The organism is Pseudomonas sp. NPDC099000 (assembly GCF_044759925.1).
Lineage (GTDB): Bacteria > Pseudomonadota > Gammaproteobacteria > Pseudomonadales > Pseudomonadaceae > Aquipseudomonas.
The window spans coordinates 114,674-135,597 of sequence record NZ_JBIWAF010000015.1; the positions used below are offsets into that span (position 1 = coordinate 114,674).

Consider the following 20,924-nt stretch of genomic DNA (forward strand, 5'->3'; position numbering starts at 1 on the left):
TCGGCTGCGAAGCAGTCGTAAACCAGCCAACGCGGTAGGTCGGCAAAACCGCATTCGCCGATTTTAGGGCCGCTGCGCGCCCCAACGGGGGCAAGCCCCCTCGCCACAGGTCAGACTTGCGCCTGAGCCCCTTCAAACCATGCCAGTTTCTCGCGCAATTGCACCACTTCTCCAACGATCACCAGCGTTGGCGCATGCACTTCATGCTCCGCCACCAGTCGAGGAAGATCAGCCAGCGTGCCGGTAAACACCCGCTGATTGACCGTGGTGCCCTGCTGAATCAACGCCGCCGGGGTGTCCGCCCCGCGACCGTGCTTGATCAACTGCTCGCAGATGATCGGCAAGCCCACCAACCCCATATAAAACACCAGGGTTTGCGCTGGCGCGACCAGGTCGGCCCACGGCAAATCGGTGGATCCGTCCTTCAAATGCCCGGTGACAAAACGCACCGACTGCGCGTAGTCGCGGTGAGTCAGCGGAATCCCGGCGTACGCCGCGCAACCGCTGGCGGCCGTGATACCCGGTACGACCTGGAACGGGATGCCATGGGCCGCCAGTTCTTCGATCTCTTCACCGCCGCGACCGAAGATGAACGGATCACCGCCCTTCAATCGCACGACCCGCTTGCCCTGCTTGGCCAGATCCACCAACTGCTGATTGATCTGGTCCTGAGGCACGGCGTGATCGGCGCGACGCTTGCCGACGTAGACTCGCTCGGCATCGCGACGGCACAAATCGAGAATTGCCGGGGCGACCAGGCGGTCGTAGAGCACCACATCGGCTTGCTGCATAAGACGCAAGGCACGGAAGGTCAGCAAGTCGGGATCACCAGGCCCCGCGCCCACCAAATACACCTCACCGGTGGCGACCGGCGCTTCGCCATTGATCTTCGCCAGCATCAAGCGCTCGGCTTCAGCGCCCTGCCCGGCCAGTTGGCGATCGGCAATCGGGCCCTGGAACACATCTTCCCAGAACGCTCGACGTTGCTGCACATCCGGGAACAGGCGTTTGACCTGGCTGCGAAAACGCGCCGCCAGACCGGCCAGTTGACCGTAGGTGGAAGGAATCCAGGTTTCCAGTTTGGCGCGGATCAGCCGCGCCAGTACCGGCGCGTCGCCGCCGCTGGACACCGCAATAATCAAGGGCGACCGGTCGACGATCGCCGGGAAGATCACGCTGCACAAGGCTGGCGAATCGACCACGTTGACCGGCACGCAACGCCGATGGGCATCGGCGGAGACTTGCGCGTTCAGCGGTTCGTCGTCGGTGGCGGCAATGATCAGCCCGCAACCGTCCAGGTCCGTCTCGACATAACCCCGTAAAAGGCACTCGCCACCGCTGCCGGCAACCAGTTCGCGCAGTTGCGGTTCGATTTCAGGTGCGACCACCCGCAGCAGCGCACCGGCTTCGGCCAGCAGGCGGGATTTGCGCAAGGCAATCTCCCCGCCGCCGACGACCAACACACGACTGCCGCGAAGGTTATGAAACAGCGGCAGATAGTCCATTTAGCCGATGACCTCAAGGCCACCCATGTACGGTTTCAACACTTCAGGCACACGGATCGAACCGTCGGCTTGCTGGTAGTTTTCCAGAACGGCTACCAGCGTACGACCGACCGCCAGGCCAGAACCGTTGAGGGTGTGAACCAGTTCAGGCTTGCCGGTTTCCGGGTTGCGGAAACGCGCTTGCATACGACGGGCCTGGAAGTCGCCGCAGTTGGAGCACGACGAAATTTCGCGGTACTTGTCCTGGCTCGGGATCCACACTTCGAGGTCGTAAGTCTTGACCGCGCTGAAGCCCATGTCGCCGGTGCACAGGGCAATCGTGCGATAAGGCAATTCCAGCAGTTGCAGGACTTTCTCGGCGTTGGCGGTCAGGCCTTCCAGCGCTTCCATCGAAGTCGACGGTTCAACGATCTGGACCATCTCAACTTTGTCGAACTGGTGTTGACGGATCATGCCGCGGGTATCGCGACCCGACGCGCCGGCTTCGCTGCGAAAGCACGGGGTGTGGGCGACGAACTTGATCGGCAGCAGTTTCGAATCGACGATTTCGCCAGCGACGATGTTGGTCAGCGACACTTCAGCGGTCGGGATCAGGTACAGATCAGCTTCGCCATCGCGGCTGATCTTGAACAGGTCTTCTTCGAACTTCGGCAGCTGACCGGTGCCTTGCAGGGCTGGAGCCTGAACCAGATACGGCGTGTAAGCCTCTTCGTAACCGTGTTCGCTGGTGTGCAGGTTGATCATGAACTGCGCCAGGGCGCGGTGCATGCGAGCGATCGGACCGCGCAACAGGGCAAAACGGGCGCCGGACAGCTTGGCGGCGGTTTCGAAGTCCAGCCAGCCGAACTTCTCGCCCAGAGCGACGTGGTCCTGAACCGGGAAATCGAACGCGGTCGGGGTGCCCCAGCGGCGCACTTCGACGTTGCCGTCTTCGTCATCACCGATTGGCACGGACTCGTGCGGCAGGTTCGGGATGCCGAGCAGGATCGAATCCAGGTCGGTCTGGATCCCGTCCAGCTCGACTTTACCGGCGCTCAACTCGTTCGCCATGCGCTCGACGTCGGCCATCAACGGTGCGATGTCTTCGCCGCGCTGCTTGGCCTGACCGATGGATTTGGAGCGCGCATTACGTTCAGCCTGCAGTGCTTCGGTGCGGGTCTGGACGGTCTTGCGCTGTTCTTCCAGCGCTTCGATGCGCGCAACATCCAGCGTGTACCCACGGGATGCCAGGCGGTCCGCTACGTCCTGAAGGTTGCTACGTAACAGTTTGGAATCGAGCATGTCGGTCTCTCGTTATCAAAGTTTGGTCAAGGACAGGCCAGCCCAGGTCGCGAGCAGCCCGCCGAATACGCTGATGGCAGCATAGCCCAGGGCCAGCGGCATTTGCCCGGTTTCGAGCAGGCGCACCGTATCCAGTGAAAAGGATGAAAAAGTCGTCAGCCCCCCGAGGAAGCCGACCATCAACCCGGCGCGCACCTCGATCGGCACCTCCGGGCGTATCAAAAACAGACCGTATAGAACGCCGATCAGCAAACAGCCGACGATATTAACGGCCAGCGTCGCGGTATAGAAGTGCCGCGGCCAATTAGCATTGACCCAATTACCGGTGGCAAAGCGCAACAGAGTCCCGGCGATACCGCCGACGGAGACCGCAATGACCAATGGAATCACTTATTTTCTCCGCTGCCGGGGGCTTAGACGGTCAAGTTGTGCGAGGTGATTGAGCTTTTCGCCGATCTTCAGCTCCAGGCCGCGAGGCACGGGCTGATAGAACGGTTGCGGCTCGAGTTCTTCCGGGAAATAGTCTTCGCCGGCGGCATAGGCGTCCGGCTCATCGTGGGCGTAACGGTATTCATCGCCGTAACCCAATTGCTTCATCAGCTTGGTCGGCGCATTACGCAGGTGCAGCGGCACTTCCAGCGAACCGTGCTCGGTGGCGCTGCGCATGGCGGCTTTGAAGCCCATGTACACCGCATTGCTTTTCGGCGCGCAAGCCAGATAGGTGATGGCCTGGGCCACCGCCAACTCGCCTTCAGGGCTGCCGAGGCGCTCCTGCACTTCCCACGCCGCCAGGCACAGGCTCAGGGCGCGCGGGTCAGCATTGCCGATGTCTTCGCTGGCCATGCGCACCACGCGCCGGGCCAGGTACAGCGGATCGCAACCACCGTCGATCATCCGCGCAAACCAGTACAGCGCGCCGTCGGGATTGGAGCCGCGCACCGATTTATGCAGCGCGGAAATCTGGTCGTAGAACGCTTCGCCGCCCTTGTCGAAACGCCGACGGGTATCACCGAGCAGACTTTGCAGCAGATCGACGCCGATCTCGCTGTTGTCTTCTGCCAGGTCCGAGGCGTTTTCCAGCAGGTTCAGCAGACGTCGGCCATCGCCATCGGCAGCCGACAGCAGCATCTGGAAGCCTTCATCGCTGAGGGTCAGTTGCCGCTTGCCCAAGCCACGCTCTTCGGTCAGCGCCCGGTGCACCAGTTTGCGCAGGGCCGCTTCGTCGAGGCTTTTGAGCACGTAGACGCGCGCCCGGGAGAGCAGTGCATTGTTGAGTTCGAAAGAAGGGTTTTCCGTGGTCGCGCCGATGAAAATCAGCGTGCCGTCTTCAACGTAGGGCAGGAATGCATCCTGCTGCGACTTGTTGAAGCGATGCACTTCATCGACGAACAGAATGGTGCGCTTGCCGTACTGGCCGGCCTGTTGCTTGGCGATTTCCACCGCCTGACGGATTTCCTTCACGCCAGCCAGTACCGCCGAGACCGTTTCGAAGTGCGCATCCGAGACTTCCGCCAGCAACCGCGCCAGGGTGGTCTTGCCCACGCCCGGCGGGCCCCAGAAGATCATCGAGTGCAGGGCACCCTGCTCCAGGGCTTCGCGCAAAGGCTTGCCGCGAGCGAGCAGGTGTTCCTGACCGACGTACTCGTCCAGATTGGCCGCACGCAGGCGTGCAGCCAAAGGTTGAGCTATCGGGGCACTGCGAAACAGGTCCATCACGTGCGGTTGAAACCTCGCTTTATTACGTAGCTCTCAAGTCTGGCGAAATCCTGTGGCAACAGCGGTTACCTGTGGCGAGGGGATTTATCCCCGTCCGGCTGCGAAGCAGTCGCAATGCCAGACAATGCGGTATGACTGGTAGATCGCAAGGGGCCGCTTCGCGGCCCAACGGGGATAAATCCCCTCGCCAAAGGCTCGCTCCCACAGGTTTTGCGGTTTATTCCTGGATCACGTCCGCGCCTTTAGGGATGTCGAACTTGAACTTGGACGCCGGAATCGGCTCGTTGGCCTTCACGCCGGTGAACAGGATGTTGGTGCGCTGACCAACGCTGTCGATCATCTGCATGTCATTGACCAGGCCGTTGCGGAACGACAGACGCAAGCTGTCGAACAGGGTGTCCTTGGTTTTCGGCTTCAAGGTGAAGTCGATCACGCCGCCGGCTTCCCTGGCGCTGATGTCGAAGCTCTGGCTGATCTTGGACACGTCACCGGACAGCAGCAGTGCCGGCGTCTGAGTCAGACGTTGGTCGAGGTTCTTGATGGTGACCTGCTCCAGGTCCGGATCCCACAACGTCACCTTCTTGCCGTCGGAAACCATCGTTTGTTCGGCTGGCGCGTTGGTGTGCCAATAAAACAAACCAGGACGCTGCAAGGACATTTCACCCGCGGTTTCCTGCAATTGGGTGCCGCCGCCATCCAGCGTCAGCTGAGAGAAACGCGCGGTCAGGGTCTGGGATCTTTCCAGCAATTGGGTCAGACGTGCCACGTCCTTGTCATCGGCGTGGGCCGAGAGCGTGGTCAAAGCCAGTACCGGCAGCAACAGCATGCGGATAAGACGCATGGGAGTCCTCATAACATTCGTGGGATTTCGGGCGTCGCATTCAGCGACACCCTTTCAATTCAAATCAGTCGCGTACCGGGCCAGGTGCCAGGACTTCACGCGAACCGTTGGTATTCATGGACGTCACGACCCCGGCCATTTCCATGGCTTCGATCATGCGCGCAGCGCGGTTGTAGCCGATTTTCAGCTTGCGCTGAACCGCAGAGATGGATGCACGACGGCTTTCCAGTACGAACTGCACCGCTTCGTCGTAGAGCGCATCGGATTCGCTGTCTTCGTCGCCACCGCCACTGCCGCCGTCGAAACCGCTACCGGCCTCTTCGACACCGGCCAGGATCTCGTCGTTGTATTCCGGCGCGCCGCGCAGTTTCCAGGCTTCAACCACCCGGTGAACCTCGTCATCGGACACGAACGCTCCATGGACACGGATCGGCAGGCTGGTGCCCGGCGGCATATAGAGCATGTCACCGTGGCCCAGCAGTTGTTCGGCACCACCCTGGTCGATGATGGTCCGGGAGTCGATCTTGCTCGACACCTGGAACGCCATACGGGTCGGGATGTTGGCCTTGATCAGACCGGTGATCACGTCAACCGACGGACGCTGGGTCGCGAGGATCAAGTGGATTCCGGCCGCACGGGCCTTCTGGGCGATACGGGCGATCAGTTCTTCAACTTTCTTGCCGACGATCATCATCATGTCGGCGAATTCGTCGACCACCACGACGATGGTCGGCAGCTTGGTCAGCAGCGGCGCTTCGTCGTGAATGCTTTCGCGCTTGTACAGTGGGTCGGTCAGCGGCGTGCCGGCGTCCTGGGCTTCCTTGACCTTGGCGTTGAAGCCCGACAGGTTTCGTACGCCCATCTTCGCCATCAGTTTGTAGCGACGCTCCATCTCCGCCACGCTCCAGCGCAGGGCGTTGGCAGCGTCCTTCATGTCGGTCACGACCGGGCACAGCAGGTGCGGAATACCTTCGTAGATCGACAGTTCAAGCATTTTCGGGTCGATCATGATCAGCTTGGCGTCTTCCGGGCCGGACTTGAACAGGATCGACAGGATCATCGCGTTCACACCCACCGACTTACCGGAACCGGTCGTACCAGCCACCAGCAAGTGAGGCATTTTCGCCAGGTCGGTGATGACCGGCTTGCCGCCGATGTCGTGGCCCAGGGCCAGGGTGACCGGTGACTTGAAGTTGTCGTACTCAGGCGTCGACAGCACTTCGGAGAAACGCACGATCTGGCGGTCTTCGTTGGGAATCTCGATACCGACGGTGGTCTTGCCCGGGATCACTTCCACCACACGCACACTGGTCACGGCCAGGGAACGCGCGAGGTCTTTCGCCAGGTTGGAGATGCGGCTGACTTTGACGCCGGCGGCCGGCTGGATTTCGTAACGGGTAATGACCGGGCCCGGATGGATCGAATCCACCGAGACTTCGACGCCGAATTCCTTGAGTTTGATTTCCAGCAAGTGGCCGACGGCGGCCAGCGATTCTGGAGAATAATTGAGTTGTTTCTTCTCGGCCGGATCGAGAATCGAGATCGGTGGCAAGGTGCCTTCGACGGCGCTGTCGACGAACAAGGGCGCCTGTTTCTCTTTCTCCACGCGCTTGCTCGGCGCGGCCGGCTTGGGCGGTGCGGGTGCGATGACGGGCGGCACCTGCTTCTCGCGGTCCGACATGTGCTTGCTCAGGGCCTGTTCGCGTTCGATCAGGCGTTCCTTGACCTTGGCTTGCTCGCGTTTGTCCGTAACCGTCGGGGCTACCACGTCATGCACGCGGTCATCGACTTCACGCAGCTGCGCCACCAGTTGTTTGCGTTCGACACGGGCGGCCCACCAGCGATTGGCCGCACCCTGGAACAGTTCGAACAGGTCGAGGGTGATCTTGCCGGTGACGTCCATCACCTTGAACCACGACAGGTCGGTGAACACCGTCAGGCCGAACAGGAACAGCGCGATGAACAACAGCGTGCTGCCCTGGATGTTCAGCGCGTTCCTGGCCAGGTCGCCAAGGCTTTCGCCCAGGGCGCCGCCAGCACCGGCCGGCAGACCGGTCGCCGCATGGAAATGGATATGCGCCAGGGCAGCGCCCGACAGCACCAGAAACACCAGGCCGATCAGGCGCCAGGAGAACAGCCAACCGCTCCACTGCCACTGTTCGTGGCGCTGACGGAAGATCTGATAGGCCTTGATCGCCAGCAATAGCGGAAAGATGTAAGCGAAGTAACCCAGCACCATGAACAGGATGTCGGCGCTGTAGGAGCCGACCGGCCCGCCGAAGTTCTGTACGTCGTCGATCTTGCTGTTATGGCTCCAACCCGGATCGTCCTTGCCATAGGTCAACAAGGCCATCATCAGGAACAGGCACAAGCCGCCGATGGCGATCAATGCACCTTCCTTGAGCCGGTAGTGCAAGTGCTGGCGCCAGAGCGGAACGACGACTGTTTTGGGTGCTGCGGTGGATTTCTTCAAAACGCTTCTTTTCCTGCGCCCATGGCGCGTCCATCTGTTGAATGACTATGAAAAACTGCCCAATCCAGGCAGGTAAAAAAGTTAACACGCGCAACTGGGACTACTTTTAACATTGCGCCCCGGTTTTTATAAACACGGTACGCACAGCTTATTTTGTTTCAACCACTGTTACAGACGGCATTGTACGGGTTTGTTCGCCCGATGCCATGCTTGAAGTCCATAGGTGTAGCATAGCCAAAGCACGTTACGCGCGGTTCAATTTGAGCATGCATTCTCTTTTGTGACAAAGGCTTATGAGGTGTTTTTATGAGCGAACCGAAGCATTCCCGCCTGATCATTCTGGGTTCCGGCCCTGCCGGATACAGCGCAGCCGTTTATGCCGCCCGCGCCAACCTCAAACCCGTTGTCATTACCGGCATACAGGCAGGTGGCCAGCTGACCACGACCGTCGAAGTCGATAACTGGCCCGGCGACGTCGAGGGCCTCACCGGGCCGGTGCTAATGGAACGCATGCAAAAACACGCCGAGCGCTTTGCCACCGAGATCGTTTACGACCACATCCATACCGCCAAGTTGCAACAACGCCCGTTCGAGCTGATCGGCGATGGCGACACTTACACCTGCGACGCCCTGATTATCGCCACCGGCGCTTCCGCGCAGTATCTGGGGCTGCCGTCGGAAGAAGCCTTTGCCGGCCGCGGGGTTTCAGCCTGCGCCACGTGCGACGGCTTCTTTTATCGCAATCAAGTGGTCGCAGTGGTCGGCGGTGGCAACACAGCGGTTGAAGAAGCGCTGTACCTGTCGAACATCGCCAAGGAAGTCCACCTGATTCACCGGCGCGACAAGTTGCGCTCAGAGAAGATTCTCCAGGACAAACTCTTCGAAAAAGCCGCCAACGGTAATATCCGCCTGCACTGGAATCAGAATCTAGATGAAGTGCTGGGTGATGCCAGCGGCGTGACTGGCGCCCGCCTGCGCGACAGCCACACGGGCGAAACCAGTGAATTGCCGCTGGCCGGTGTGTTCATCGCCATCGGCCACAAGCCCAATACCGACCTGTTCGAGGGCCAGCTGAAAATGCGTGACGGCTATCTGCTGGTCAGGGGCGGCAGCGAAGGCGATGCCACGGCCACCGAGATCCCGGGCGTGTTCGCCGCCGGCGACGTGGCCGACCACGTGTACCGCCAGGCCGTGACCTCCGCCGGGGCCGGGTGCATGGCCGCGCTGGACGCGGAGAAATACCTCGACGACATTCCCACCGTTTGACGGCACACTTTACGGCGGGCCCTCCAGCCCGCCACCGCCCTCCCCTTCTGCAAGCCCGGATGCCATGCTGACTTGGTTACAACGCAACACCCTGACGTTCCCGCCGCTGGAAAAAGCCATGCGCGATCCCAACGGACTGTTGGCCGCGGGCGGCGATCTGTCCGCCGATCGTCTGATTCAGGCTTATCGTCACGGCTGCTTTCCATGGTTCTCGGAAGGCCAGCCGATTCTCTGGTGGTCGCCGGATCCGCGCACCGTATTATTTCCCGACGAACTGCATGTCTCGCGCAGCCTGAATAAATTGCTGCGTCAGCAACGCTATCAAGTGACCTTTGATCAGGATTTTGCCTCGGTGATCAGCGCCTGCGCCGCACCCCGCGATTACGCCGACGGAACCTGGATCACTGACGCCATGCAGACGGCTTACCTCGAGCTGCACAAGCGTGGATACGCGCATTCCGTGGAGGTTTGGGACGATGGCGTGCTGGTCGGCGGGCTCTATGGCCTGGCGATGGGTCAGCTGTTTTTCGGCGAATCCATGTTCAGCCGCGCTGACAATGCCTCGAAATATGGCTTTGCCACGTTGGTGCAACATCTGAAAGACTCAGGTTTTGTGCTGATCGACTGCCAGATGCCGACCGACCATCTGCACAGTCTGGGTGCGAGGGCGATCCCACGCCGCGAGTTTGCCAGCTACCTTGCGCAGCATCTGGATCAACCCAGCCGCGCCACCTGGGTTTGCTGAGCGACATTCGCGCACGTGGCTTACACTTAATGCAAAAGCTTATCCCGAGGGTTGATCATGACCGAGTTGGCGCGTTTGAAGTTCTATGCCACTCAGCCCCACTCTTGCAGCTATCTGCCCGAGGAGCAGGCCACGACGCTGTTCCTCGACCCTAGTCAGCCCATGGATGTGCATGTCTACGCAGACCTGTCTGAAATGGGTTTTCGTCGCAGCGGCGATCATCTCTACCGGCCTCATTGCCAGAATTGCAATGCGTGCGTCCCGGCGCGCATCCCCGTGGCGCAATTTGCTCCCAATCGTCAGCAGAAACGCATTTTCAAACGCAACGCCGACTTGCAAGTGCGCCCGGCCAGGCCGAAATTCAGCGAAGAGTATTTCGACCTCTATCAGCGCTACATCGAACAACGTCATGCCGATGGCGATATGTACCCGCCAAGTCGCGATCAGTTTTCGACGTTCCTGGTACGTGACCTGCCGTTCTCGCGATTTTACGAATTTCGACTCGAAGGCCGGCTGCTGGCGGTGGCCGTTACCGACTTGCTGCCGAACGGCCTGTCGGCGGTCTACACCTTCTACGAGCCCGATGAAGAACGCCGCAGCCTGGGTCGCTACGCGATCCTCTGGCAAATCACCGAGGCCCGGCGCCTTGGACTGGAAGCCGTCTACCTCGGCTACTGGATCAAAAACTGCAAAAAGATGAGCTACAAGACGCAATATCGGCCTATCGAACTGCTGATTAATCAGCGCTGGGTCATCCTGAACTAGAACCCCTTGGCTTAAACCCCATTTTTCGGGCACAATGCACGCCGCTTTTGCCTGGCGCAGTTGCACCGGGCCATTCATTGGACACCGAGGGCTTTACTGCATGTCGAAAGAAGACAGCTTCGAAATGGAAGGCACTGTCGTCGACACCCTGCCCAACACCATGTTTCGTGTGGAGTTGGAAAATGGGCACGTCGTAACCGCGCATATCTCCGGCAAGATGCGCAAGAACTACATTCGTATTCTTACCGGTGACAAAGTGCGCGTCGAGCTGACGCCCTATGACTTGAGCAAAGGGCGCATCACTTACCGCGCTCGCTAATCAAGTCAATACAAAACGCCCGGTTTATGCCGGGCGTTTTTGTTTGTCGATCGTTCCCACGCTCTGCGTGGGAATGCCTCAACGGACGCTCCGCGTTCGGCTTTTGGGACGCGGAGCGTCCCGGGCTGCATTCCCACGCGGAGCGTGGGAACGATCAACTCACACAAGGGATTGGGTGTACTTCTGGCAGACAGCAAAAAGGCGCCTTCCGGCGCCTTTTGCTTTGTCGCGGTTAACGTCAGGCCATTTCAGCCGTGGTTTCGAAGTCGAAGGTCAGCTCGCCGTCCTTGAGATCGATGTGAACCACACCACCATGGTCGGCCAGTTCGCCAAAGAGGATCTCTTCCGCCAGAGGGCGCTTGATCTTGTCCTGGATCAAACGCGCCATTGGTCGAGCACCCATTGCCGAGTCGTAGCCACCTGCTGCCAGCCAGCTGCGCGCAGCGTCGGTCACTTCCAGCTGCACGCGCTTGTCTTCCAGCTGCGCCTGAAGCTCGGTAAGGAACTTGTCCACCACGCTTTTGATGACCTCATGGCTGAGGCGACCAAACTGGATAATGGTGTCCAGACGGTTGCGGAACTCTGGTGTGAAGCTCTTCTTGATCACCTCCATCGCATCGGACGAGTGGTCCTGATGGGTGAAACCGATCGAAGCACGCGCCGCTGTTTCGGCACCGGCGTTGGTCGTCATGATGACGATCACGTTACGGAAATCCGCCTTGCGCCCGTTGTTATCGGTCAGCGTACCGTGGTCCATCACCTGCAGCAGCAGGTTGAAGACTTCCGGATGCGCCTTCTCGATTTCATCGAGCAACAGCACGCAGTGAGGCTGCTTGGTGATGGCTTCGGTCAGCAGACCGCCCTGATCGAACCCGACATAGCCTGGAGGTGCACCGATCAGACGCGATACGGTGTGGCGCTCCATGTATTCGGACATGTCGAAGCGAACCAGCTCGATGCCCAACGCCTTGGCCAGCTGACGCGCCGCTTCGGTTTTACCGACACCGGTCGGCCCTGCGAACAGGAACGAACCGACAGGCTTGTCAGGCGACTTGAGGCCGGCACGGGACAGTTTGATCGCGGTCGACAGTGAGTCGATTGCGGCATCCTGACCAAATACCGTCAGCTTCAGGTCACGCTCAAGGTTACGTAGCAGCTCTTTGTCGGAGCTGGTGACGTGCTTCGGCGGAATCCGCGCGATTTTCGCAACAATGTCCTCGACCTGAGGCACTTCGATGCGTTTCACGCGTTTCTCGATCGGCTGCAGACGCTGATAGGCGCCCGCCTCGTCGATGACGTCGATGGCCTTGTCCGGCATGTGCCGGTCATTGATGTAGCGCGAAGCCAGTTCAGCGGCGGCACGCAACGCTTCATCGCTGTATTCGATGTTGTGGTGCGCTTCGAAACGACCTTTCAGGCCGCGCAGGATGCCGATGGTGTCTTCCACAGAAGGCTCCGACACATCGACCTTCTGGAAGCGCCGGGCCAAGGCACGGTCCTTCTCGAAGATCCCGCGAAACTCCTGGAACGTGGTCGATCCGATGCAACGGATATCGCCCGACGACAGCAACGGCTTGAGCAGGTTCGAGGCATCCATGACGCCACCGGACGCGGCACCCGCACCAATGATGGTGTGGATCTCGTCGATGAACAGGATCGCCTGCGGACGTTTTTTCAGCTCATTGAGCAACGCCTTGAAGCGTTTCTCGAAATCGCCGCGGTATTTGGTCCCGGCCAGCAAGGCCCCCAGATCAAGGGAATAGACCACGCTGTTGGCCAGCAAGTCCGGCACCTGGTTGTCGACAATACGTTTGGCCAGACCTTCGGCAATCGCGGTTTTACCCACGCCCGCCTCGCCCACCAACAGCGGATTGTTTTTGCGACGACGCGCCAGGATCTGCGCGACACGCTCGACTTCCAGCTCACGGCCTACCAACGGATCGATACGACCCTGGCGCGCGAGTTCGTTGAGGTTGCTGGCATAAGCATCCAGAGGATTGCCTGAAGAAGAAGACTCACCGCCCTCGTCGTCCTGCATATCTTGCTCACCTTCAGAGTGATCGCCATGCCCCGGCACTTTGGAAATGCCATGGGCGATGTAGTTGACGACATCGATGCGCGCAACGCTCTGCTGTTTCAGCAGGAACACTGCCTGACTCTCTTGCTCACTGAAGATGGCGACCAGCACGTTGGCGCCAGTCACTTCGCGTTTGCCCGAGCTCTGTACGTGGAAAACAGCACGTTGCAGTACACGCTGGAAGCCCAGGGTTGGCTGGGTTTCGCGATCCTCGTCATGGACAGGGATCAATGGCGTGGTGGAGTCGATGAACTCCTGCAGATCGTGCTTGAGTTTGTCGAGGTTTGCGCCGCAGGCACGCAAAACGGTGGCGGCAGCCTCATTGTCCAATAGGGCCAGCAGGAGGTGTTCGACGGTCATGAATTCATGACGCTTCGATCTAGCCTCCTTGAAGGCAAGATTGAGGGTGACTTCGAGCTCGCGGTTTAACATAGCTTCACCTCATACCCAAGTGGTCGGCGATTAACCGTCCTTCTCGATTTCACAGAGTAGCGGATGCTGGCTTTCCCTGGCGTAAGACCTGCATGGCCTTAGTATCGGCGATGTCGCGGGTAATCACTCCACATACTGCCCGTCCTTCTGTGTGGACGGCCAGCATGACCTTGGTCGCCAGCTCTCGATTCAGGTTAAAAAACACCTCGAGCACTTCGACGACGAAATCCATCGGTGTGTAGTCATCGTTGAACAAAACCACCTTGTACATCGGCGGCGCCTGTAAAGCAGGCTTTGCCTCCTGAACAGCAATGCCTGCGGAATCGTCCTCGTGTGCCCCCGGGTGATCTTTTTGGAGAGCCGGGCGATCCTGATTGAATGTTAGTCGAATCTGGCTGATTGCATGCATGGAAAGAAAGGTTCGTCAGTTGTGCAAATACAGTGGTGGGGGCGGCTATGGACGATTTCAACTCCGACCGCCCGGTCACCTTGACTATCGGGAAAACGGTGTTACAACCAATAGAGCCCACAGTGGGTAAAAAAGGTCCGCGGAGTCAATCTTATTTCGAGATCCGACTGCGGATGTACTGGATGATACTCCAGTGATGGAGTCTGTTGCAGAGGGATATGGGTATGTCAGTCGGCAAGGTGAAATGGTTCAACAATGCCAAGGGGTTCGGTTTCATTAACACCGACGCCAGAGAAGGTCGTGACGAGGACGGTTGTCTTATTGATTTCTTTGCCCACTATTCGGCCATCGAAATGGACGGGTACAAGACCCTGAAAGCCGGGCAACTCGTAAGCTTCGAAATCGTTCAGGGACCCAAAGGGCTGCACGCAGTCAAGATCGGGTCTGCCACCCCAGTGAACGAACAGGCTGCCGCCGTCCGGCAAGAAACGGTGTCGAGCTGACGCCCCCCGTCATCCAGTCATAAAAAAAACCGCCCGAGGGCGGTTTTTTTATGCCGATTCGCTTACATATGCGAGATCAACGCATCACCAAACGCAGAAGACGACAGCAGTTTCGCGCCCTCCATCAAACGTTCGAAGTCATAGGTCACGGTCTTGGCGGAAATCGCGCCGTTGGTGCCCTTGATGATCAGATCAGCCGCTTCGGTCCAGCCCATGTGGCGCAGCATCATCTCTGCGGACAGGATCAGCGAGCCCGGGTTGACCTGGTCCTTGCCGGCGTATTTCGGCGCAGTACCGTGGGTCGCTTCAAACATGGCAATGGTGTCGGACAGGTTGGCACCTGGTGCGATACCAATACCGCCCACTTCTGCCGCCAGGGCGTCAGAGAGATAGTCGCCGTTCAGGTTCAGGGTCGCGATGACATCGTATTCGGCCGGGCGCAGCAGGATCTGCTGGAGCATGGCGTCGGCGATGGCGTCCTTGACGATGACGTTCTTGCCGGTTTTCGGGTTCTTGAACTGCATCCACGGACCGCCGTCGAGCAGGGTCGCGCCGAATTCTTCAGCGGCCACTTCGTAGGCCCATTCCTTGAAGGCACCTTCGGTGAACTTCATGATGTTGCCTTTGTGCACGATGGTCAGCGAGTCGCGGTCGTTGTCGACCACATACTGCAACGCCTTGCGCGCCAGACGCTTGGTGCCTTGCAGGGAAACCGGCTTGATGCCGATACCGCAGTTTTCGTCGAAACGGATCTTGGTGACGCCCATTTCATCTTTGAGGAACTTGATGACTTTGGTCGCTTCCGGCGAACCGGCTTTCCATTCGATACCGGCGTAGATGTCTTCCGAGTTCTCACGGAAGATCGTCATGTCGACATCGCCTGGCTTCTTGACCGGGCTAGGCACGCCTTCGAACCAGCGCACAGGGCGCAGGCAAACATAAAGGTCGAGTTGCTGACGCAGGGCCACGTTCAGGGAACGGATGCCGCCACCAACCGGGGTGGTCAGAGGGCCCTTGATGGAAACCACGTAATCCTTGACCGCGTCCAGGGTTTCCTGAGGTAGCCAGGTGTCCTGGTCGTAAACCTGAGTCGCTTTTTCCCCGGCGTAGACTTCCATCCAGGAAATTTTGCGCTCGCCGCCGTAAGCCTTCTTAACAGCAGCATCGACAACCTTGATCATGACCGGGCTGATATCAACGCCAATACCATCGCCTTCGATGAAGGGGATGATCGGGTTGTTAGGAACATTGAGAGAATGGTCCGCGTTGACGGTGATTTTGTCGCCGACTGCTGGAACCTGAATCTTCTTGTATCCCATGCTGAACTCCATTGTTTGGATTGAACATCTGGCTTCGTTCGAGCGTACCCCAGTTAAATCGGCACGCAAACCCTATGTTCCATCCATCTGCCGCAAAGCTGCACAGTTCGCGACGTACAAGCCTGAAAGCAAAGGGAAAAGCGCCAAACTCAAGCACGGCGCAAGACTCTACGCCCCCCTCGCCCCTGCGACCTTTAGACCAATGGACGAGAATCGTTGCATATGAACCATCGGCAGATTGCCAGCTACCTATGTATAATGCCGCCCGCTGACCACAGAGTCACGACGGCCAACCTTTCCCGCAACTGAATAAGTAGCCGAGGCTTGGGCCTGAAAAAGCAGGGTTGTACAGCAACCCACCCGCTTGACGCTCGACCGATGCACCCAACATCACCGCAAAGAAACCTCGACATTCGGCTCATGGATGACTTTGAACGAACGCGCTTACCCGGCGCCCCTCGAGTTTCTGCGCACGCTTTAGCAAAGAAGAGAGAGTTAATCCGAATATGCCCACCCGCTCGAAGATCATCTATACCTTCACCGACGAAGCTCCCGCCCTCGCCACCTATTCACTGTTGCCTATCGTAGAGGCTTTCACCGCCTCCGCTGATATCGCCGTGGAAACCCGCGATATCTCTCTTGCAGGGCGCATCCTGGCCAGCTTCCCCGAGCAATTGGGTGACAAAGCCGTAGCCGACCACCTCGCCGAACTGGGCGACCTGGCCGTTACGCCTGAAGCCAACATCATCAAGCTGCCGAACATCAGCGCCTCGGTTCCGCAACTGCAAGCCGCGATCAAAGAGCTGCAAGCCCAGGGCTTCGCCCTGCCGGACTACCCGGAAACCGTGACCAGCGACGCCGACAAGCTCGCCAAGTCGCGTTACGACAAAATCAAGGGCAGCGCCGTGAACCCGGTTCTGCGCGAAGGCAACTCCGATCGTCGTGCACCGCTGTCGGTCAAGAACTATGCACGCAAGCACCCGCACAAAATGGGCGCCTGGGCTGCGGACTCCAAGTCCCACGTCGCACACATGAGCACCGGTGATTTCTACGGCAGCGAAAAAGCCGCCCTGATCGACGCCGCTGACGCCGTCAAAATCGAACTGATCGCTCAAGACGGCACCACCACCGTCCTGAAAGAAAAAACCACCGTGCAAGCCGGTGAGATCCTCGATTGCGCGGTCATGAGCAAAAATGCCCTGCGCAGCTTCATTGCTGCCGAGATCGAAGACGCCAAGCAAAAGGGCGTGCTGCTGTCGGTTCACTTGAAAGCCACCATGATGAAGGTCTCCGACCCGATCATGTTCGGCCAGATCGTTGCCGAGTTCTATAAAGACGCACTGGCCAAGCACGCTGACGTGCTGGCTCAGATCGGCTTCAACCTGAACAACGGCATCGGCGACCTGTACGCTCGCATCAAGGCCTTGCCGGCTGAGCAGCAAGCGCAGATCGAAGCGGACATCCAGGCGGTCTACGCCGTTCGTCCGTCGTTGGCCATGGTCAACTCCGACAAAGGCATCACCAACCTGCACGTGCCGAGCGACGTCATTGTCGACGCCTCGATGCCGGCGATGATCCGTGACTCCGGCAAAATGTGGGGCACTGACGGTCAACTGCACGACACCAAGGCGGTGATCCCGGATCGCTGCTACGCGACCATCTACCAAGCGGTCATCGAAGACTGCAAGGTAAACGGTGCTTTCGACCCGACCACCATGGGCAGCGTGCCAAACGTTGGCCTGATGGCGAAAAAAGCCGAAGAGTACGGCTCCCACGACAAGACTTTCCAGATCAAGACCAACGGTGTTGTCCGCGTTACCGACAGCAAAGGCGGCCTGCTGCTGGAACAGTCGGTTGAAGCCGGCGACATCTTCCGCATGTGCCAGACCAAAGACGCGCCGATCCAGGACTGGGTCAAACTGGCCGTCAACCGTGCTCGCGCAAGCGCAACCCCGGCTATTTTCTGGCTGGACCCAATGCGCGCCCACGACGGCGTAGTGATCGAGAAAGTTCAGGCTTACCTGAAGGATCACGACACTGCCGGCCTGGACATCCAGATCATGGCGCCTGTCGACGCGATGAAGTTCACCCTGGACCGTACCCGCGAAGGCAAGGACACCATCTCGGTGACCGGCAACGTACTGCGCGACTACCTGACCGACCTGTTCCCGATCATGGAACTGGGCACCAGCGCCAAGATGCTGTCGATCGTTCCGCTGATGAATGGCGGCGGTCTGTTCGAAACCGGCGCCGGCGGTTCCGCACCGAAACACGTTCAGCAGCTGCTGGAAGAAAACTTCCTGCGCTGGGATTCCCTGGGTGAGTTCCTGGCCCTGGCCGCTTCCCTTGAGCACCTGGGTGTTACCTACAACAACCCTAAGGCGCTGGTGCTGGCCAAGACCCTGGATCAGGCTACCGGCCAGTTCCTGGACAACAACAAGTCGCCATCGCGTAAAGTCGGCAACATCGACAACCGCGGCAGCCACTTCTACCTGGCGCTGTACTGGGCTCAAGCCCTGGCTGCCCAGACCGAAGACGCTGCACTGCAAGCGCAGTTCGGCGAACTGGCCAAGACCCTGACCGAGAACGAAGCAACCATCGTTGCCGAGCTCAACGCCGTTCAGGGCAAACCAGTGGACATCGGCGGTTACTACCACGCCAATGCCGAGCTGATCAGCAAGGCCATGCGCCCGAGCAACACCTTCAACGCCGCGATCGCTGCGCTGGTTTAAGTTTGTAAGGATGCAAAGAAGCCCCGGCCCCGTGCCGGGGTTTCTGTTTCCAACACCCACTCCTGTAGGAGCGAGGCTTGCCCGCGAAGGCATCACCGCGATTCTTGCGAAAGACCGCGCCACCTGCTTCGCGGGCAAGCCTCGCTCCTACAGATTGATGACCGGAGGATATTTCATGGATTGGCTACCCCACATCACCGTCGCCACCATCGTCGAAGACAACGGCCGCTTCCTGATGGTCGAAGAAACCAAGCACGGACGAACGGTGCTCAACCAGCCCGCCGGCCACCTCGACCCGGACGAAACCCTGATCGAAGCCGCCGTGCGCGAAACCCTGGAAGAAACCGGCTGGGACGTCGAACCGACCGGCGTAGTGGGTATTTACCTTTACACCGCCCCCAGCAACGGCGTGACTTACCAGCGCGTCTGCTTCACCGCAAAACCGCTCAAACATCACCCCGACTATCAACTGGACGACGGCATCGTCGGCGCGAAATGGCTAACCCGTGACGAACTGCTGGCACAGCGCGCAAACTGGCGCAGTGAGCTGATCATCCGCTGTATTGATGATTATCTGGACGGCAAACTCTTCGGTCTCGAACTGATCCGCCCTTCTCTTTAGCCTTGCGGGCTTCGGCCTGTTAGAATCGCGTCCTTTTTCAAGACACTCATTGAATCCCTATGCGTGATCCAGCCCCTTCTGACACACAAAAGAAGCGCGTCATTGTCGGCATGTCCGGCGGCGTGGACTCTTCCGTTTCCGCTCTCCTGCTGATCGAGCAGGGTTATGAGGTGGAAGGCCTGTTCATGAAGAACTGGGAAGAAGACGATGGAACGGAATACTGCACCGCCATGGACGACCTGGCGGACGCTCAGGCCGTGTGCGACAAGATTGGCATCAAGCTGCACACCGCCAACTTCGCCGCCGAGTACTGGGACAACGTGTTTGAGCATTTCCTGGCCGAATACAAGGCCGGCCGCACGCCGAACCCGGACATCCTGTGCAACCGCGAGATCAAGTTCAAGGCGTTCCTCGACTACGCCATGGTGCTCGGCGCCGACCTGATCGCCACCGGCCACTACGTGCGCCGCCGCGACATCGACGGCCGCACCGAATTGCTCAAGGGCCTGGACCCGAACAAGGACCAGAGTTACTTCCTGCACGCCGTCGGCGGTGAACAGATCGCCAAGACGCTGTTCCCGGTCGGCGAGCTGGAAAAACCCGAAGTGCGCGCGATTGCCGAGAAACACGAACTCGCCACGGCGAAGAAAAAGGATTCGACCGGGATCTGCTTTATCGGCGAACGCCGCTTCAGCGACTTCCTCAAGCAGTACCTGCCAGCCCAACCGGGCGAGATCAAGACCACCGAAGGTGAAGTCATCGGCCGTCACCACGGCTTGATGTACCACACCATCGGCCAGCGTCAGGGCCTGGGCATCGGCGGCTTGAAAGACGCCGGTGACGAGCCATGGTACGTGCTGATCAAGGACCTGGAGCACAACGAGCTGATCGTCGGCCAGGGCAATGACCATCCGTACCTGTTCTCCCGCGCCCTGCTCGCCTCGGACATTTATTGGGTCAACCCGATCGATCTGACCGAGCCGCGCAAGTTGACCGCCAAGGTTCGTTATCGCCAAAGCGACCAGCCCTGCACGCTTGAAAAAACCGCCACCGGCTATCGCGCAACCTTCGATGACCCGCAACGCGCGGTCACCCCGGGCCAGTCCGTGGTGTTCTATGACGGTGAAATCTGCCTGGGCGGCGGCGTGATTGAAGTCGCAGAGCCATGGAGCAGCAAGGCATGAACCCCACTCAGGAGCAACTGACGGCGCTGGGCGGCGTGTTTCTCGCCGCCGTCCTCGTCGACAAGATTGCCAAGACCGGCCAGACCACCGAAGCCGGCCTGACCTGCATGCTCGGCAGCCTGCTGATCCGCGACCCCAAGGACACCCTGGAAGTGTACGGCGGCGACGACATCAATCTGCGCGAAGGCTATCGCGCATTGATCGGCGCCCTGGAGCGCGACCCGAGCACCTTGCAGCGCGAACCGCTGCGTTACGCCCTGGCCATGCTCGGCCTGGAGCGTCAACTGGCCAAGCGCGACGACATGCTGGATGTGATTGGCAAGCGTCTGCCGCAGATTCAATCCCAGGTCGAACACTTCGGCCCGGCCCACGAAAACGTGATTGCCGCTTGTGGCGCGCTGTACCAGGACACCCTGAGCACTTTGCGCCAACGGATTCAGGTGCACGGCGACATGCGCAACCTGCAGCAACCGAGCAATGCCTCGAAGATCCGCGCGCTGTTGCTGGCCGGGATTCGTTCGGCGCGCCTATGGCGGCAGTTGGGCGGCCATCGCTGGCAGTTGGTGATCAGCCGTCGCAAGTTGCTTAAAGAGCTTTACCCGCTGATGCGCAGCAGCTGAACCGCGCCCGCAACACTGCTTTAGATCTGTAACGCGTAATACGCCGGTCAGTTGGCAACGGACCGGCGGATTTTTTCATGTATGATACGCGCCCCATTTCGTTGCCCGACTGTCC

The 20,924-nt window shown here is 59.4% G+C and carries 17 protein-coding genes and 1 pseudogene; 9 read left to right on the forward strand and 9 right to left on the reverse strand.

Going from position 1 to position 20,924, the window contains the following annotated elements; translation table 11 throughout:
• Positions 1-110 precede the first annotated feature (110 nt).
• The 6 genes from cysG to ACIQV9_RS18450 form a co-directional block, all read right to left on the reverse strand.
• Positions 111-1,505, reverse strand: coding sequence for a siroheme synthase CysG (gene cysG / locus ACIQV9_RS18425; protein ID WP_403104277.1), 1,395 nt, complete (start codon positions 1,503-1,505; stop codon positions 111-113).
• The gene (gene serS / locus ACIQV9_RS18430; RefSeq protein ID WP_403104279.1) at positions 1,506-2,786 is read right to left on the reverse strand and encodes a serine--tRNA ligase; all 1,281 of its coding nucleotides are present in this window, start codon (positions 2,784-2,786) and stop codon (positions 1,506-1,508) included.
• A 15-nt stretch (positions 2,787-2,801) separates the two neighbouring features.
• On the reverse strand, positions 2,802-3,176 hold the full coding sequence (crcB, locus tag ACIQV9_RS18435) for a fluoride efflux transporter CrcB (RefSeq protein ID WP_403104281.1): 375 nt from the start codon (positions 3,174-3,176) through the stop codon (positions 2,802-2,804).
• Positions 3,177-4,499, reverse strand: a complete 1,323-nt coding sequence (locus ACIQV9_RS18440; RefSeq protein WP_027925133.1) for a replication-associated recombination protein A — start codon at positions 4,497-4,499, stop codon at positions 3,177-3,179. It lies immediately after the preceding gene.
• Between the two features lie 220 nt (positions 4,500-4,719).
• Positions 4,720-5,343: an outer membrane lipoprotein chaperone LolA gene (gene lolA, locus ACIQV9_RS18445; protein WP_403104283.1), complete on the reverse strand. Its 624-nt coding sequence runs from the start codon at positions 5,341-5,343 to the stop codon at positions 4,720-4,722.
• Positions 5,344-5,407: 64 nt separating this feature from the next.
• A complete protein-coding gene (locus ACIQV9_RS18450) occupies positions 5,408-7,816 on the reverse strand; it encodes a DNA translocase FtsK (protein WP_403104285.1) in 2,409 nt (802 codons plus the stop codon).
• Positions 7,817-8,122: 306 nt separating this feature from the next.
• Between ACIQV9_RS18450 and trxB the strand changes: the two genes are divergently transcribed.
• The 4 genes from trxB to infA all read left to right on the forward strand — a co-directional run bounded on the left by trxB (position 8,123) and on the right by infA (position 10,911).
• Positions 8,123-9,082, forward strand: coding sequence for a thioredoxin-disulfide reductase (gene trxB, locus ACIQV9_RS18455; RefSeq protein WP_403104287.1), 960 nt, complete (start codon positions 8,123-8,125; stop codon positions 9,080-9,082).
• 64 nt (positions 9,083-9,146) lie between these two features.
• The gene (aat, locus tag ACIQV9_RS18460; protein ID WP_403104288.1) at positions 9,147-9,827 is read left to right on the forward strand and encodes a leucyl/phenylalanyl-tRNA--protein transferase; all 681 of its coding nucleotides are present in this window, start codon (positions 9,147-9,149) and stop codon (positions 9,825-9,827) included.
• A 57-nt stretch (positions 9,828-9,884) separates the two neighbouring features.
• The gene (locus ACIQV9_RS18465) at positions 9,885-10,592 is read left to right on the forward strand and encodes an arginyltransferase (protein WP_403104290.1); all 708 of its coding nucleotides are present in this window, start codon (positions 9,885-9,887) and stop codon (positions 10,590-10,592) included.
• Between the two features lie 100 nt (positions 10,593-10,692).
• Complete coding sequence (gene infA / locus ACIQV9_RS18470; RefSeq protein ID WP_002553999.1) at positions 10,693-10,911, forward strand: translation initiation factor IF-1; 219 nt, start codon at positions 10,693-10,695, stop codon at positions 10,909-10,911.
• Positions 10,912-11,149: 238 nt separating this feature from the next.
• Here the strand turns inward: infA and clpA are convergent, their stop codons facing one another.
• Positions 11,150-13,420: an ATP-dependent Clp protease ATP-binding subunit ClpA gene (clpA, locus tag ACIQV9_RS18475; protein ID WP_008146900.1), complete on the reverse strand. Its 2,271-nt coding sequence runs from the start codon at positions 13,418-13,420 to the stop codon at positions 11,150-11,152.
• A gap of 30 nt (positions 13,421-13,450) precedes the next feature.
• Positions 13,451-13,829, reverse strand: a pseudogene (gene clpS / locus ACIQV9_RS18480) (ATP-dependent Clp protease adapter ClpS).
• A gap of 224 nt (positions 13,830-14,053) precedes the next feature.
• Here clpS and ACIQV9_RS18485 point away from each other — a divergent pair.
• Entirely contained in the window at positions 14,054-14,332 is a 279-nt protein-coding gene (locus ACIQV9_RS18485; RefSeq protein WP_403104293.1) for a cold shock domain-containing protein, read from the forward strand.
• Positions 14,333-14,394: 62 nt separating this feature from the next.
• Here the strand turns inward: ACIQV9_RS18485 and icd are convergent, their stop codons facing one another.
• Positions 14,395-15,651, reverse strand: coding sequence for an NADP-dependent isocitrate dehydrogenase (gene icd, locus ACIQV9_RS18490; protein WP_008146904.1), 1,257 nt, complete (start codon positions 15,649-15,651; stop codon positions 14,395-14,397).
• Between the two features lie 506 nt (positions 15,652-16,157).
• Here icd and ACIQV9_RS18495 point away from each other — a divergent pair.
• From ACIQV9_RS18495 to hflD, 4 genes are all read left to right on the forward strand, one after another.
• Positions 16,158-18,383, forward strand: a complete 2,226-nt coding sequence (locus ACIQV9_RS18495; RefSeq protein ID WP_403104295.1) for an NADP-dependent isocitrate dehydrogenase — start codon at positions 16,158-16,160, stop codon at positions 18,381-18,383.
• 175 nt (positions 18,384-18,558) lie between these two features.
• Positions 18,559-19,005, forward strand: coding sequence for an NUDIX hydrolase (locus ACIQV9_RS18500; RefSeq protein ID WP_056740445.1), 447 nt, complete (start codon positions 18,559-18,561; stop codon positions 19,003-19,005).
• 59 nt (positions 19,006-19,064) lie between these two features.
• Complete coding sequence (gene mnmA / locus ACIQV9_RS18505) at positions 19,065-20,189, forward strand: tRNA 2-thiouridine(34) synthase MnmA (RefSeq protein ID WP_010458889.1); 1,125 nt, start codon at positions 19,065-19,067, stop codon at positions 20,187-20,189.
• Positions 20,186-20,809, forward strand: coding sequence for a high frequency lysogenization protein HflD (gene hflD, locus ACIQV9_RS18510; protein WP_109629433.1), 624 nt, complete (start codon positions 20,186-20,188; stop codon positions 20,807-20,809). Before mnmA ends, hflD begins: the two co-directional genes overlap by 4 nt.
• Positions 20,810-20,924 lie beyond the last annotated feature (115 nt).

Excerpts from the sequence above, each read along its gene's own strand:
- cysG (WP_403104277.1), bottom strand. The coding sequence starts at position 1,505 with ATGGACTATCTGCCGCTGTTTCATAACCTTCGCGGCAGTCGTGTGTTG.
- serS (WP_403104279.1), bottom strand. The coding sequence starts at position 2,786 with ATGCTCGATTCCAAACTGTTACGTAGCAACCTTCAGGACGTAGCGGAC.
- ACIQV9_RS18440 (WP_027925133.1), bottom strand. The coding sequence starts at position 4,499 with ATGGACCTGTTTCGCAGTGCCCCGATAGCTCAACCTTTGGCTGCACGC.
- lolA (WP_403104283.1), bottom strand. The coding sequence starts at position 5,343 with ATGCGTCTTATCCGCATGCTGTTGCTGCCGGTACTGGCTTTGACCACG.
- trxB (WP_403104287.1), top strand. The coding sequence starts at position 8,123 with ATGAGCGAACCGAAGCATTCCCGCCTGATCATTCTGGGTTCCGGCCCT.
- aat (WP_403104288.1), top strand. The coding sequence starts at position 9,147 with ATGCTGACTTGGTTACAACGCAACACCCTGACGTTCCCGCCGCTGGAA.
- ACIQV9_RS18465 (WP_403104290.1), top strand. The coding sequence starts at position 9,885 with ATGACCGAGTTGGCGCGTTTGAAGTTCTATGCCACTCAGCCCCACTCT.
- infA (WP_002553999.1), top strand. The coding sequence starts at position 10,693 with ATGTCGAAAGAAGACAGCTTCGAAATGGAAGGCACTGTCGTCGACACC.
- clpA (WP_008146900.1), bottom strand. The coding sequence starts at position 13,420 with ATGTTAAACCGCGAGCTCGAAGTCACCCTCAATCTTGCCTTCAAGGAG.
- ACIQV9_RS18485 (WP_403104293.1), top strand. The coding sequence starts at position 14,054 with ATGTCAGTCGGCAAGGTGAAATGGTTCAACAATGCCAAGGGGTTCGGT.
- icd (WP_008146904.1), bottom strand. The coding sequence starts at position 15,651 with ATGGGATACAAGAAGATTCAGGTTCCAGCAGTCGGCGACAAAATCACC.
- ACIQV9_RS18495 (WP_403104295.1), top strand. The coding sequence starts at position 16,158 with ATGCCCACCCGCTCGAAGATCATCTATACCTTCACCGACGAAGCTCCC.
- ACIQV9_RS18500 (WP_056740445.1), top strand. The coding sequence starts at position 18,559 with ATGGATTGGCTACCCCACATCACCGTCGCCACCATCGTCGAAGACAAC.
- mnmA (WP_010458889.1), top strand. The coding sequence starts at position 19,065 with ATGCGTGATCCAGCCCCTTCTGACACACAAAAGAAGCGCGTCATTGTC.
- hflD (WP_109629433.1), top strand. The coding sequence starts at position 20,186 with ATGAACCCCACTCAGGAGCAACTGACGGCGCTGGGCGGCGTGTTTCTC.